General features: G+C 69.6%; 10 protein-coding genes and 1 pseudogene. 3 read left to right on the top strand and 8 right to left on the bottom strand.

The window, feature by feature from the left end; translation table 11 throughout:
• From M0P34_RS06685 to M0P34_RS06675, 3 genes and pseudogenes are all read right to left on the bottom strand, one after another.
• Positions 1-803 (bottom strand): annotated as a pseudogene (locus M0P34_RS06685) (pyridine nucleotide-disulfide oxidoreductase); the annotation flags it as partial.
• 30 nt (positions 804-833) lie between these two features.
• Positions 834-2,468, bottom strand: coding sequence for a glutamate synthase-related protein (locus tag M0P34_RS06680; RefSeq protein ID WP_291497682.1), 1,635 nt, complete (start codon positions 2,466-2,468; stop codon positions 834-836).
• Positions 2,432-3,562 carry a glutamate synthase gene (locus tag M0P34_RS06675; RefSeq protein WP_291497680.1) on the bottom strand — a complete coding sequence of 377 codons (1,131 nt, stop codon included), beginning with the start codon at positions 3,560-3,562 and terminating at the stop codon, positions 2,432-2,434. The genes M0P34_RS06680 and M0P34_RS06675 overlap by 37 nt, the downstream gene beginning before the upstream one ends.
• Before the next feature lie 1,058 nt (positions 3,563-4,620).
• Between M0P34_RS06675 and yajC the strand changes: the two genes are divergently transcribed.
• Entirely contained in the window at positions 4,621-4,971 is a 351-nt protein-coding gene (gene yajC, locus M0P34_RS06670; RefSeq protein WP_291497678.1) for a preprotein translocase subunit YajC, read from the top strand.
• 177 nt (positions 4,972-5,148) lie between these two features.
• Positions 5,149-7,812, top strand: a complete 2,664-nt coding sequence (gene secD, locus M0P34_RS14865) for a protein translocase subunit SecD (RefSeq protein ID WP_366062172.1) — start codon at positions 5,149-5,151, stop codon at positions 7,810-7,812.
• Between the two features lie 382 nt (positions 7,813-8,194).
• Here the strand turns inward: secD and nadB are convergent, their stop codons facing one another.
• The 3 genes from nadB to nadC are packed head-to-tail and all read right to left on the bottom strand — an operon-like array spanning position 8,195 to position 11,701.
• Entirely contained in the window at positions 8,195-9,778 is a 1,584-nt protein-coding gene (gene nadB / locus M0P34_RS06655) for an L-aspartate oxidase (RefSeq protein WP_291497676.1), read from the bottom strand.
• 7 nt (positions 9,779-9,785) lie between these two features.
• Positions 9,786-10,820: a quinolinate synthase NadA gene (gene nadA / locus M0P34_RS06650; protein ID WP_291497674.1), complete on the bottom strand. Its 1,035-nt coding sequence runs from the start codon at positions 10,818-10,820 to the stop codon at positions 9,786-9,788.
• Positions 10,817-11,701 (bottom strand): carboxylating nicotinate-nucleotide diphosphorylase, encoded by an 885-nt coding sequence (gene nadC, locus M0P34_RS06645; RefSeq protein WP_291497672.1) that lies wholly within the window; start codon positions 11,699-11,701, stop codon positions 10,817-10,819. The genes nadA and nadC overlap by 4 nt, the downstream gene beginning before the upstream one ends.
• A 185-nt stretch (positions 11,702-11,886) precedes the next feature.
• On the opposite strand from nadC, the gene mgtE reads away from it, so the two are divergent.
• Complete coding sequence (gene mgtE / locus M0P34_RS06640) at positions 11,887-13,263, top strand: magnesium transporter (RefSeq protein ID WP_291497670.1); 1,377 nt, start codon at positions 11,887-11,889, stop codon at positions 13,261-13,263.
• A gap of 88 nt (positions 13,264-13,351) precedes the next feature.
• On the opposite strand, the gene M0P34_RS06635 is transcribed toward mgtE, so the two are convergent.
• Together M0P34_RS06635 and M0P34_RS06630 are read right to left on the bottom strand one after the other, a co-directional pair.
• Entirely contained in the window at positions 13,352-14,095 is a 744-nt protein-coding gene (locus M0P34_RS06635; protein WP_291497668.1) for a protein phosphatase CheZ, read from the bottom strand.
• Positions 14,096-14,158: 63 nt separating this feature from the next.
• Positions 14,159-14,664, bottom strand: a 506-nt coding sequence (locus M0P34_RS06630; RefSeq protein WP_291497666.1) for a hypothetical protein, incomplete at its 5' end; no start/stop codon positions are given.

Here is a 14,664-nt window from a genome sequence, read left to right as displayed (position 1 = left end):
GCCCGGAATTCTCCCATGCTCCGGCGCCGTTTGCCCAGCTTCTCGTGGGGCGAGCGGGCGGCGATGCACTGCCACTGCCCGCGCACGGCCAGCTCGGGCAGGACCTCGGGGCGGCCGATGCGCTCCAGGAAGTCCGCAAGGCCCGCCTGGAGCCAGCCCCAGGCCGCGTCGTCTATCTCCACCAGCTTTGCGTCGGCTTCGGAGAAGCCTTGGTGCGGGCCGCAGAAGTAGATGCGCCCGCCGACCATGCCCACGCAGGGCCGGTAGCCGAGGACGTTGGCGGGGTCGCACGGGGCCAGCCCGCAGACCACGGCCACGCCCCCGGCCATGAACTCGGCGAAATAGTCGCCCACGCTGTCCAGCACCCACAGCTCCGGCGGGGCCATGCGCGGGTTCTGCTTGGTCATGGTCATGCCGCGCGAGCCGATGTGCCCGCCGACGAAGATCCTGCCCTGGGCCATGGCGTTGCCGGTGCCGTTGGAGGCGTTGCCCCGGACCACGATCTGCGCCCCGGCGCACAGCCAGCCCGTATCGTCCGAGGCCGGGCCGTCGGTGACGATGGTGGTGCCGGGAAAGCCCATGGACCCCAGGCGCTGGCCCGGGGAGCCCGTGACGCGCACGGTGATGGGCGTCTGCCCGCCCTGCCACAGCCTGCCGCCGATGCCGTGCTGGCCGAACGCCTCGACCAGCAGCTCCGTCGCGCCCTGGGCCACGGCGCGCTGCACGCGCTCCTCCAGGATGCGCGATTCGATGCGCTGGCCGTCTTCCTGTCCGCTTATGGTCCGCATGGTGCCTTGCTTCATTTCATCTCTCTCCGGTCGTCGCCGCGTGCGCTAGACGCAGTAGCGGATGCTCAGGCGGTCGGCCGCGTTCTTGTCGCCGATGCCCAGGGCGTCGGACATGCCGATGGGCAGGGAGGTGGACCGGCCCAGGGGCGCGAGGATTTTCTTCATTTCGCTGTCGAAGGCCAGGAAGACCTCCACGACGCGCCCGGCGACCTTTTCGGGGTCCAGGCGGCGGTAGAGGCGCGGGTCCTGCGAGGTGATGCCCTTGGGGCAGACGCCGATGTTGCAGACGTTGCAGCGGTCGCCCTCGCTGCCCACGCAGCCCGCCGCGGCCTGCATGATGTACTTGCCGACCTGCACGGCGGAGGCGCCGAGCATGATCAGCGCGGCGGCGTTGGCCGCGAGGTTGCCGTTCTTGCCCACGCCGCCGCCGGCGATGAGCGGCAGCTCGTTCTGGGCCCCGATGCGGCACAGGTTCAGGTAGCAGTCGCGGATGTTCGAGGCGATGGGGTGGCCCATGTGGTCCATGGACACGTTGTACGCCGCGCCCGTGCCGCCGTCCTCGCCGTCGATGGCCAGCCCGGCGGCGTATTTGTTGCGTGCCAGGTTGTTCAGCACCGCCAGCGAGGTGGTTGTGGCGCTGATCTTGGGGTAGACCGGCACCCGGAAGCCCCAGGCCATGGACATGGACTGGATCATCTTGGCCACGGCCTCCTCGATGGAGTACTTGGTCTGGTGGGTGGTCGGCGAGGGCAGGCTGACGCCCACGGGCACGCCGCGGATGGCGGCGATGAGCTTGTTGACCTTGTGCCACATGAGCAGGCCGCCGTCGCCGGGCTTGGCCCCCTGGCCGTATTTGATCTCTACGGCGCAGGGGTCTTCCTTCATCTCGGGCAGGGCGTGGATGATCTCGTCCCAGCCGAAATAGCCCGAGGCGATCTGCAAAATGACATATTTGAGAAAACGGGAGCGCAGCAGGCGCGGCGGGCAGCCGCCCTCGCCGGTGCACATGCGCACCGGCATGTGCAGCTCCTCGTTCAGGTAGGCCACGCCCATCTGGAGCCCTTCCCACATGTTGGGCGAGAGGGCGCCGAAGCTCATGCCGCCGATGAGCAGCGGGTATATCTTGCGCACCGGGGGCATCCAGCCCTGGTTGCGCAGGGTCTCCAGGGCCGTTTCCGGCGGCAGGATGCGCCCGATCATGGTCGTCAGGTCGAACTCGTGGCGCCCGGCGTCCAGGGCGGGGTCGGTGAGCATGGAGATGCGCACGAACTTGATCTGGTCGAGGAGGGAGCCCCGGTCGTTGCGCCGCCCGCCGCGCGTGCGCGGGGCGCCGCCCTTGTTGGCGTGCATCCGGAGCTTGGGCTGCTCGTCGTTGCGCCGGGGGGTGATGGCGTCGCCCGGGCAGACCATGTCGCACATGCCGCAGCCGATGCAGGCGAAGCCCGGGTCGGTCTTCTGGCGGATGCCGTACCGGACGCTGTACTGGTTCTCGCTGGTGGTGGAAAGGCCGAAGGACGCCTTGATCTCGCGCTTGCGGAACACGCCGAGCTCGATGGCCCGCACGGGACACACGGCCACGCACTGGCCGCACAGGGTGCACTTGTCCCCGGTCCAGTCGATCCGCCAGGGCAGGTCGACGTGGCTCAGCGTGCTTGGGGCAATGGCTGCGTTTGACGGCATATCTCGATCTCCTCGCATCCGGGCCCGACGATGGCGGTGTCCAGGTGCATGGGCTGGAAGTCGCGGGTCTTGTCACGTTCGGGGATGGCGGCGTCCAGGCCGCATATCTCCGAGGAAAAGGCGTACAGGCCGGGGCGCCCGCCCACCACGCCGGGGCGCAGCTTCTTGCTGTCCTGGACCATGAACATGGTCCTGTCGGGCAGGCAGCCGATGACGCAGTTGGGCCCGTCGATGATCAGCTTGCGGCAGGCGGCCTTGAGCTGCTCCAGGAAGGCCGCGTCGGGGTGGCTCCGCATGTCGGCGTCGGGCAGGGGGGTGATGACGTGCTTGTAGGCCGCGAGGGGCAGCCCCAGGCGGCGCACGGCGTAGTGCAGGATGTGCGTGAAGACTTCGGAGTCGGAGTGATAACCCTCGTAGCCGGGCACTCCGCAGGCCGTGAGCCAGTCCTTGATGGGCACGAAGGCGGTGTTCTCGCCGTTGGTCATGGTGCAGATGCCCTGGATGAAGAAGGGATGGCAGGCGTAGAGGTTGATGGCGTAGTTGGTGTTCTGCCTGCCCTGGGCCAGGATCTGGCGGGCGTGCAGGTCCTCGCGGTCCACGTCCAGGTACCGGCCCACGGCCAGGGGATCGCCGATCTCCTTGAGCATGACCACGTCGGGCCAGAAGCTGAATACGGTGATGTCCTCGCGCTCCAGGCCCATGTGCTTCAGCTCCAGGCGGGTGCGCAGGATGTTCAGTTCGCGTTCGGCGGGAGGCAGGGCGCGCCAGCGGTCGGGCGGCTCGTAGGCCGCCACGAGGTACAGGCCGCGCCGGGGGGTGCCCGGGGGCGGCGTGGCGGGCAGGTTCCAGCTCAGGCGGTGGCGGAGGGTGAAGCCCTTGTCGTCCATGAACTGGTTCAGGCGCCTTTCGCCTTCGCTGGTCAGGATGCCCGACAGGATGGGGCAGTCTGCGAGCGCACCCAGCGGCCCGCCCAGGCCGGTGAGGAAGAGCCCGACGCCCGAGCCGTCGTGGCCCTCGCGCATCACGTCCAGGGCGCGGACGGCGCGCATGGGCGAGACGGGCTCGGTGCTGGTCAAAGCGAACAATCGGCACATGGTGAGACTCCCTGACGCGCAGGCGGCTCGCGGCAGGTCCGGCGGGCGGATGGAGCTGTGCGTGGATGCGGCTCCCGGCGAACGCGGGGCCGCCCGAAAGCCGCCGGGCGAAGCCAAAGTCTGCGCGTGTTGTGTTTTCCGGGTGGCAGCCCGGGCGTCACCGCCTGGCGGGTCGGGAAGGTGCGGCGCGTCCGTGCTCGCGCCGTCGTCGCTGCTCACGCAGCTGCCCGACAAACGGGAATTACTTTTATAGTACACTTTGCGCCAAGTAAAGTGAGAAATCCTTATCAATTATGACAATTATGTCTAAAAAATACCAAAGGGCTTTAAACATATAATATATTCAACAATCTGGACCCTGTCCGCAAAATGTTGGGGCATGTGCTGAGGGCCGGGGGGGGCGGGAAATGGCTGGGAGCAGGCATCTGGGCTTGGCGGCGCAGGCGGCCCGGGGGACGCGGGTGCCGTCTGTGGAGCAGAGGACGGGGGCGGGCGCTTTGCGGGGCATATCCTTAAGTAGGGGTCGAGCCCGGGCCCGGCTGCGGGGGGCGCCGCCCGGGCGGCTTGGGCCGGGCAACGGGGGGGTGCGGGCACAGGCCGTTGGGCCGGGGGCATCTGTCCGGCGCCAGGAGACGCGGCGCGAGGGCCGGCGGGGGCGGGGTGGATGCGGCGCCGCAGGCAGGGGCGCGGGCCGGATGGGCAGATGGGCCGGGGTGCGGGCCGGAGGCAGGCGGGCCGGGGTGCGGCGCTGTGGGCCGGGTGGCGGGGCCGGCGTCTTTGCCCGGGGTGCGGGGGGCGAACGCCGGAGCCGGGAGAGGCGCGGCCCGGGGCGTGGCCCGGGTCGAGGGCAGGGCCGGAGGGCTGGCGCCGTGGGCCACGCCGGGGCGGGCCGCTGGCGGAGCGCGCCCCGCGGGGGCCGTTTTCCATTGACGAAAACAGGCGGACGATTTAAGTGCCTGACTGCGGCCCGGCCCCAGGCGGGGCCGTGTTCGTCATTATCCGAAAGCCAGTCATGCCGCCCCCGGCGGCCACGTCCCATCAACAATCCTGGAGGAACGATGTTCTTTCCCGAAGTCGCGTATGCCATGGCCCCGCCCGCCGGTGGCGACGGCGGCGCCGGTGGTGCCCTGGGCGCCCTGATGCCGCTGATCCTCATGTTCGTCATCTTCTACTTCCTGCTCATCCGCCCGCAGCAGAAGAAGCAGAAGCAGCACCGCGAGATGCTCTCCGCCCTGAAGAAGGGCGACAAGGTGCTCACCGGCGGCGGCATGTACGGCCGGATCGTCGAGGTGGAAGGCGACGTGCTGCGCGTGGACCTGGGCAACGACATGATCGTCGAGGTCAACCGCAACTTCGTGTCCGCCATGGCGGACAGGAGCCCCAAGGACACCGCAAAGGGCAAGAAGTAGTCCGGGCGGCGCGCAGCGCGGCGCCCTGCAAGGCAAGCGATCCCCACCGGGCCCCGCGCGGCCCCGAGGGCTCCGCTTGCCTTGGCTTTTGACAAGGCGTATCAACTTGCTGCCTTCGGGCTGGCGGGGCGCGCCCCGCCAGCGGCGTCACCGTATCTCGGACCTTGAGGAGAACACATGAAAGGGACCCTGCCTTACCGCATTGCCATCGTCCTGGTGGTGAGCGTCCTGGGCCTGGCCTGGGCGCTTCCTTCCTATCTGTCGCAGGATTCGGCCCTGCGCGCCATCCTGCCCGAGAAACAGATCGTCCTCGGGCTCGACCTGCGCGGCGGTGTGCACCTGACCCTGGGCGTCGACGTGGAAAAGGCCGCCGAGTACACCCTGTCGCAGACGGGCGAGGACCTGAAGACCCTGGCCCGCGAGAAGCGCATCGCCGTGTACAACGCCGCCGTGACCCCCGACGGCAGGCTGGGCATTGTCCTGACCAAGGCCGCGCAGCAGGCCGAATTCGACTCCCTCATCCAGGACTCCTACGGCTCCGCCTACACCGTGGCCGAGCGCCAGCCCCAGGGCGAGGGCCTGCGCTACATCCTGGCCATGCGCCCCGAATACCGCAAGGAGGTCGAGCGCCTGACCATGAATCAGGCCGTGAAGACCATCCGCAACCGCATCGACCAGTTCGGCGTGGCCGAGCCCGACATCCGCCGCCAGGAGGGCAACCGCATCCAGGTGCAGCTGCCGGGCCTGGACGACCCCCAGCGGGCCATCGACATCATCGGGCGTACCGCGCACCTCGAGTTCAAGCTTGTGGACGACGAAACCAAGCCCGAGGACGCCCGCCGCGTCGGGCGCGACGTGCTGCAACAGCGCCACCTGAACCCCGACGGCACCTATCTCGAACGGCCCATCGTCCTGCACCGCGAGGCCATGCTCTCGGGCGAGGCCATCTCCAACGCCCAGGTGCAGTACGACCAGTTCGGCCAGCCCTATGTGTCGCTGACCCTCAACGCCTCGGGCGGGCGCAAGTTCTCGCGCCTGACGGGCGACAACGTGGGGCGGCGCCTGGCCATCGTCCTGGACGGGCAGGTCTATTCCGCCCCGGTCATCAAGCAGAAGATCAGCGGCGGCCATGCGTCCATCTCCGGCTCCTTCACCACCGAGGAGGCCACCGACCTCGCCGTGGTGCTGCGCTCCGGCGCGCTGCCCGCCCCGGTGAACGTGCTCGAAGAGCGCAGCGTCGGCCCCTCCCTGGGCCAGGAATCCATCGACAAGGGCATCACCTCCACGCTGGTCGGCTTCGCCCTGGTGCTGGGCTTCATGGCCCTGTACTACGGCTTCGGCGGGCTGGTGGCCAACGCGGTGCTGCTGTTCAACATCGTGCTCATCATGGCCGGGCTGGCCGCCTTCGGCGCCACTCTGACCCTGCCGGGCATCGCGGGCATCATCCTGACCATCGGCATGGCCGTGGACGCCAACATCATCATCTTCGAGCGCATCCGCGAGGAACTGCGGCGCGGATTGTCCAGCGCGGCGGCCGTCGCCGAGGGGTACGCCAAGGCCACCCTGACCATCCTCGACGCCAACGTGACCACCATCATCGCGGCGGTCATCCTCTACCAGTTCGGCACCGGGCCCGTGCGCGGCTTCGCCGTGACCCTGACCCTGGGCATCATCGCCTCCATGTTCACGGCGATCTTCGTTTCGCGCGTGCTCTTCGACCTGCTGCCCAAGGTCAAGAACCCCGTGGCCGGGCTGTCGTTCGTCCGGCCCGGCACGGCGTTCAACTTCATCGGCAACCGGCGCGTGGCCTTCGCCGCCTCGGCCCTGGCCCTCCTGGTGGGCGTCGGCTCCCTGGTGGCCCACGGCGGCCCCAAGTACGGCATCGACTTCGCCGGTGGCGTCACCGTGCAGATGCGCGTGGACGGCGGGCTGGACACCGAGGCCTTCGCCAAGGCCCTGGTGGCCGAGGGCCTGGAGGGCGTGGCCGTGCAGCGCATCGGCATGGAGGCCGACCACGAGTACCTGGTGCGCATCTCCGAGCAGCAGGGCCTGGGCACGGACACCGTGCGCGATCACGTCCGGGCGGCCATGACCGCCCAGGCGCCCGACGCGGCCTACGAGATCCAGCGCCAGGAGATGGTCGGCCCCAAGGTCGGCGCGGACCTGCGCGAGAGTGCCCTGGAGGCCATGTTCTACGCCGTGCTGCTCATCGCCATCTACATCTCCGGGCGCTTCGAGGCCCGCTGGATGGCCGCGGGCATCATGGCCGCCGGGCTGGCCACCGGCGTCTACCTGCTGGACCTGATCAGCGTGCCCATGAGCCTGCTTATCGTGGCCGCCCTGGTCATTACCCTGGGCCTGTGCTGGCGCCTCAGACTCAACTACGCATTGGGCGCGGTGGTGGCACTTGTCCATGACGTGCTGGTCACGGTGGGTGTGTTCTCCCTGCTGGGCAAGGAGTTCGACCTGACCATCATCGCCGCGCTGCTGACCATCATCGGCTACTCGCTCAACGACACCATCATCGTCTTCGACCGCATCCGCGAGAACCTGGGCGGGCGCAAGCGCAAGGACTTCAAGGAGGTCATCAACGCCTCCATCAACCAGACCCTCTCGCGCACGCTGCTGACCTCGGGCACGACCCTGCTCGTGGTCGCCGGGCTGTTCATCTTCGGCGGCGCGGTGATCCACGACTTCGCCCTGGCGCTGCTCATCGGTATCGGCGTGGGCACATACTCCTCCATCTTCGTGGCCAGCCCGATCCTGCTCGGCTTCGGCCCCAGCGCCCTGCCCGGCGACGAGGAGAAGGACCCGGCCCCCGAAGCGGCCCAGGAAGCCTGAGCCCGGGAACCATGACCCCCGGCCCCCGGCCCGCCCTGCGGACCGGGGGCTTTTTCAGTCCTTGTGCAAGGTTTCTGTGCATCCGGTTGCACAGAAAGTGCAGCCTGGATGTGCCCGGCCTTGCACAAGAAGGGCCTTCCCGCAGGCCCCAGTCCGGCTATTCGCCCGGAATGACAGACTTTGCCGGTTTGGCACGCCTCTCGCATTATGCAGAGGCAGAAGACGAATGCGTCTTGGCAGGACGCCACGTCGGACACCTCCTCCATGCAGACCCCCCCAAGAGGCGGGAACCCGCGCGGAAGGGTTCCCGAACGAAGAGCCCCCCGGCCCGTGCAAGCGGACCGGGGGTTTCCTCGTTCATGGGCCCTGGCGGCGCCGGGCCTTATCTGGCGCGGAAGTGGCAGCCCCGGGTCTCGGGGTTGGACCGGGCGGCCACGGTGATCAGGAAGGCCGCGTGGCAGCCGTGGAACAGGTCGATGAGCGTCTGGGATATGGGCGTGGACTTGTAGAAGTCCTGGAGGTGGCGTTGCAGGCTGCGCATATCGTCGAAGGCCCGGGCCAGGCGCTGGCCGGTGCGTGCGATACCCACATAGTTCCACATGGTGTGGCGGATGGTGGCCCAGTCCTGGGCGATGAGGGCGGGGTCCTCGTTCTGCACGTCGCCGGGGCTGACCCAGCCGGGCATGGCGTCGGCCAGGCGTCGGGGCAGGGTGGTGCGCCCGTTCAGGCGCCGGGCGATATCCTTGCCCACGGAGCGGCCCCAGAGCAGGCCCTCCAGCAGCGAGGTGCTGGCCAGGCGGTTGGCGCCGTGGATGCCGGTGCAGGCGCATTCCCCGGCGGCATAGAGCCGTGCGATGGTCGTGCGCCCGTGCTCGTCGGTGAGGATGCCGCCGCAGAAATAGTGCGCCGCCGGGACCACCGGGATGGGCTCGCTGCCCATGTCCACGCCGATTTCGCGGCATTTGGCGTAGATGGTCGGAAAGCTGCGTTGCAGGTCGCGGTCGACGTAGCGGGCGGCGTCGAGGTACACGCAGTCCTCGCCGGAGTGGAGCATCTCGTCCTGGATGGCCCGGGCCACGATGTCGCGCGGGGCCAGGTCGGCCCGGGAGTCGTGGCGGGCCATGAACGCCTCGCCCTTGGCGTTGACCAGCCGGGCGCCCGCGCCGCGCACGGCCTCGGAAACCAGGAACTTGCGCGGGGCGCGGTGGTAGAGTGCGGTGGGGTGGAACTGCACATACTCGGCGTTGACGATCTTGGCCTTGGCCCGCTCGGCCATGACCAGCCCCGAGCCGATGCTCGACGCGGTGTTGGTGGTGTGCAGGTAGACCTGCCCGATGCCTCCGGTGGCCAGCACGGTATAGTCGGCCAGCACGGTCTCCACCCGGTTCACCTCGCGGTTGAAGACGTAGGCCCCGCAGCACTGGTTGGCCAGCTGGTACTTGAACTCCAGGCGCGTGGAATGGTGGTGGCTGGTCAGCAGGTCCACGGCGGTGCGCCCGGTGAGCAGGCGGACGCCGGGATGGACCTGCACGGCGTCGAGCAGGCAGTCCATGATGGCCCGGCCCGTGAAGTCGGCGCAGTGCAGGATGCGCGGCTTGCCGTGGCCGCCCTCGCGGATGAGGTCCCACTGGCCGTCTTCGCGGCGGGCGAAATCCACGCCCAGGCGGTCGATGAGGATCTCCTCCACGACGCCCGGGCCCTTGCGCGCCAGGTGGCGCACGGCGCGGGGCAGGTTGGCCTTCCAGCCCGCGGTGTACATGTCGCGCTCCAGGTCGGCGGCGTCGCCGGGCCCGGCCTGGTAGACGATGCCGCCCTGGGCCAGGGCGCTGTTGCCCTGGTCGGGGGCGAAGTCCGAAGTGATGAGGGTGACCTCCAGCCCGGCGTCGGCCAGGGTCAGGGCGGTGGTGCATCCGGCGATGCCCGTGCCGATGATCAGCACCTGGGTCTTGAAGCGGTCGGCGTTCATATGATGGCTACCTGCATGCCTCGAGCATGCGCTCGATGGCCACCACGGCGTCGCGGGCCACGTCGCAGGGCACGGTCACGGGTTCGATGTCGTCCAGGTCCTCCAGGGTGGCCGCAAGGACCTCCTCGGTGGTCTTGGCCATGTTCCGGCAATGGCTGGGGGTCAGGGGCCGCACGGTCCTGACGCCCTCGTGCTCCCGGGCCAGGCGCTCCACGAGGTTCAGCTCGGTGCCCACATAGATGGCCGCGCCCCGGGGGGCCTCGGCCACATAGCGGATGATGAACGAGGTGGACCCGGCGGCGTCGGCGCGGCCGACCACCTCGGGCTCGCACTCGGGATGGACCACCACCAGCGCGTCGGGGTCGCGGTGGCGCACGGCCTCCACCTGCGCGGCGGTGAAGCGCTTGTGGACCACGCACATGCCCGGCCACAGCAGCAGGGTCTTGGAGCGCAGGGCGGCGGGGTCCAGGGCGGCGCCCATGCCCGACACGTCGATGACGGCGCGGCGGTCCTCGCGCAGGCCCAGGATGTTGGCGGTGTTGTGGCCCAGGTTCTTGTCGGGCAGAAAGAGCACGCCGTCGCCCCGCTCCAGGGCCCAGCGCAGCATGGCCGGGGCGTTGGCCGAGGTGCAGACGCTCCCGCCGTGGCGCGCGACCACCGCCTTCACATGGGCGTCGGTGTTCACATAGGCCAGGGGGATGATCCGGCGGCCGTCGGCGGTCAGGCGGCGCAGCACGGCGTCGGCCAGGGGCCCGGGGGCCATGTCGGCCATGACGCACCCGGCCTCGGGCGCGGGGGATACGACCTTCTGCCCCGGCGCGGCGAGCATGGCCGCCGTCTCGGCCATGAAGCTCACCCCGCAAAAGACGATATGCCTGGCGGCGCGCAGCCCGCGCACCTGCCGGGCCAGCTCCAGGGAGTCGCCGCGCAGGTCGGTGTGCTGGATGACCAGCCCGCCCTGGTAATGGTGGCCCATGATGACCAGGGACGCGCCGCGCTGGCGGCGGATGGCGGCGATGGTCTGTGCGTGGGGCGTGTTCATTGGGGCCTCCCGGGGATGTGGATGCGCATGCTGAAATCCGCCGCCGGGGCCGAGTGGGTCAGCCGGCCCACGGACACGAAGTCCGGCCCGGCCTGGGCTATGGCCGCCAGGGTGTCCAGCGACACGCCGCCGCTGACCTCGGTCTGGGTGCCCTCGGGCACCAGGGCCAGGGCTTCGGCCAGGGCCCCGGGGGCCATGTTGTCGAGCATGATCCGCGCAACGCCCAAGGCCGCGGCCTCGCGGACCTCGCCCAGGGTGCGGCATTCCACCTCGATGGGCGGGCAGGGCCGGTAGGCGGCGCGCAGCCGGGCCACGGCGGGGGCGATGCCGCCGGCCTGGTCGATGTGGTTGTCCTTGAGCATGAGCATGTCGCCAAGGGACAGTCTATGGTTTTTCCCCCCGCCCATCAACACCGCGTACTTCTGGACATGGCGCAACCCGGGCAGGGTCTTGCGCGTGTCCAGCAGGGTGGTGCGCGAGCCGCGCAGGGCGTCCGCGTAGGCGCGGGTCAGGGTGGCGATGCCCGAAAGGTGGGTCAGGAAATTGAGGATCACCCGCTCGGCGCGCAGCAGGGTGCTGGCCGGGCCGTGGATCTCGGCCACCACCTGCCCGGGGCGCACGGCCTGGCCGTCGGCGGCGCAAAGGCGCATCCCCGCGCCTGCTCCGGGGGTCACGGCGTCGAGCACCAGCGGGCCGATGGGCAGCCCGGCGGCCACGGCGTCCTGCTTGGCCACGATCTCGGCCCGGGCCGGGGCTGCTGGGCCGAACACGGCCAGGCTGGTCAGGTCGGGGCCGTCCTCCTCCAGGGCCGTGTCTATGGCCCGCATCAGGAAGCCCAGGGCCGGGCCCTGGAAAAAGTCATGAAAAGTCGTGGTGTTCATGGTAGGCTTGTCCTGTGAGGGTGGCCGGGATGGGTGGCCCGGCCCGCCGCTGGCGCCGCTCCGGGGTGGGCGGGAGCCTTGCGCGGGGTTACGGCAAACAGGGGGCGGCGTCAAGCCGCGCAGGCCGCTCCCGGCCGCGCGCGCCCTCCCGGGCGCCCGTCGCCCGCTTTGACGAACGCAGTCGATTGGTATACCTGAGGGACGCCATGCACGAGAAGGACGAACAGAGCCCCGTCCAGGAGGACATCCGGACCCTCGCCCCACCCGGGAGCGAGGGCGACGCCGTGGCCGTGGGCTTCGAGAACGCCCACCCGGCCGACGGCGCCGACCTGCTGGAGGACCTGTCCCTGGCCGACCAGCTGAGTGTCCTGGAAAGCCTGGACACCTCCGACGCGGCGGAGTTCGTCGCGGAGATGGAGAAGCACGACCGGGCCGTGCTCATGCGCGCCCTGAGCCCGGACCTGGCGGCCGACATCCTCGAAGAGATGTCCCCCGACGACGCCGCCGACGTTCTCGAAGACCTGGACACCGCCCACCAGCAGGCCCTGCTCCAGCGCGTGGAGGCCGAGGAAGCCCAGGAAATCGAAAGCCTGCTGACCTTCGACTCCGACACCGCCGGCGGCGTCATGAACACCGAGGTCACGGTTCTGGAGCAGAACCTGACCGTGGACCAGGCCATCGCCCTCATCCGCCGCGCCGCCGAAGAATCCGAAATCCCCTATTACGCCTATGTGGTCGACGAGCAGGAGCACCTGGTCGGCGTGGTCTCCCTGCGCAACCTGATGCTCGCCCGCCCGGGCAAGCCCCTGCGCGAGATGCTGGAAAACCAGCAGCTCATCACCGCCGCCTTCGACACCGACAAGGAGGAGGTCGCCCACCTCCTGTCGCATTACAACTTCCTGGCCCTGCCCGTGGTGGACCGCGAGGGCCGCCTGCTGGGCGTGGTCACCCACGACGATGTCATCGACATCATCCACGAAGAGGCCAGCGAGGACATGCTCGGCATGGTCGGCGCGGGCCAGAACGAAACCGTGGACACGCCCTGGCTGCGCTCGGTGACCCTGCGTCTGCCCTGGCTGGTCATCAACGTGGCCAACTCCGCCGTGGCGGCCTGGGTGGTGCACATGTTCGAGGGCACCATCGCCCAGATGGCCATCCTGGCGGCGCTGATGCCCATCGTGGCCAACCAGGCCGGCAATTCGGGCCAGCAGTCCCTGGCGGTGATGATCCGCCAACTGGCCATGGAAACCTGGGACCGCAGGCGCGCCTGGACGGCGGTGCTGCGCGAGGCCAAGATCGGCCTGCTCAACGGGCTGATGGTCGGGCTGCTCGTGCTGTGCGGCGTGTTCATCCTGACCCACCACGCCAGCCTCGCCGGGGTCATGGCCCTGGCCCTGGGGCTGGACATGATGGTCGGCAACGTCTCCGGGGCCATGATCCCCGTGGTTCTGCGCGAGCTGGGCCGCGACCCGGCCCAGGCCTCGTCCATCTTCCTGACCACCATCACCGACTCCACGGGCTTTTTCCTCTTCCTGGGGCTGGCCCATCTGCTGCTGCTCTGAGGCCCGCCGCCCGCCGCCGGAAAAGCCAGGGGCCGCCCCGCGACGCGCGTCGCGGGGCGGCCCCTGGCTTTTCCGGCAGGGCGGGAGACTATTCCAGGCCGAGCTGGCGCAGCAGGTCGTCCACGTCGGACTGGGCGGCCCCGTCCTGGGGGCCCTTGAGTTCCGAGCCGCCGCCCTTGAGGGCCTCCACGGTCTTGGCGGCCTCCTGGTCGATCTCCCCGGCGTCGCGCTCGGGGGTCTGCTCATGGCGGCGGACCTTGAGCCCCGTGCTCACATAGACGCTGAAGACGATCTCCTCGATGCGCTTCAGGGCCTGGATGATCTTTTTGATGCGCTGTCCGGTCAGGTCCTGGAAGGACAGGGCGGTCATGATCTCCATGAGGTGGGCCTGGTGGGCCTCGTTCTGGCGGATGAGCTCCTCCACGGCGTCCTTGCGGGCGCCGCCCGTGCGGAAGGCCGCCAGCAGCTCGCCCGATGCGCGGACCATCTCCTGGTGCTGCTCCACGATGTCCATGATGCGCACGGTGGCGTCCTCGGTGGAGCGCAGGATGGCGTCGAGCTGGTCGGACGCCTCGCTGATGAGTTCGCCCGTCTCATGGCCGCCCCGGGGGCGCTGCCCGGCCTCGCGGCGCGCCTCGCGGATCTCGCCGTATATCCTCTCCAGGCCCTCGCGCATGTCCTCGTTGACCTTGCGGAAGAACGCGCCTTCCTTGAGGGCGCGCGAGAGCGATTCGGCCAGCACCTGGGAGACTTCCTTCTGGATGACCTCGGTCAGGACGGTGTCCAGGCCCTCGACCACGCTCTGGGTGACCTGGGCGACGAGCTTGTCCAATTGTTCCGCTGGGAACTGCGGGGCGGGGGAAGCGGGCATGGGGATCCTCGGGGTGGCGGGGGGTCAGCGCGACCAGCGGGATTCGCGGATCTGCTGGCGCTCCTCGTTGATGACGAAATGGACCACGGCCTCGAAGTCGGCCTCGCGGATGCGCGTGAAGGTTACGCTGTGGCGCGGCCCGGCCGGGGAGTCGGCCACGGCCTCCACCCGGCCCACGGCGGCGGCCAGCCGCAGGGGGTACTGGTTCAGCACCAGGGCGAACTCCAGCACGGCGCCCGCGGCCCAGGGGCGCGGGGCGACGAAATCCAGGCCCTGGGCGCCGATTTCCAGCACCTCCACCGCGGCCTCGAAATCGTCCTCCAGGCGCTTTTGCGAAAGCAGGCTGACCACCGTGTCCAGCTTGGCGCTCAGGGCCAGCAGGAAATCCGTCAGCGCGGCGGAGAGGTTGGCGCCCTCCAGGGTTTCGCCGAGGGGCGCAGTCTCCAGGGCGGGGTTGTCCAGGGGCATGGGCAGGGTGTCGGGCCCGGCGGCGGGGCGCACGAAGGCCCGCATGCGCGTGGCGACCCTGG

Origin of the sequence: Desulfocurvus sp., assembly GCF_023230885.1 — a bacterium.
Lineage (GTDB): Bacteria > Desulfobacterota > Desulfovibrionia > Desulfovibrionales > Desulfovibrionaceae > Desulfocurvus.
This window is presented reverse-complemented; position numbering and strand designations above follow the sequence as displayed.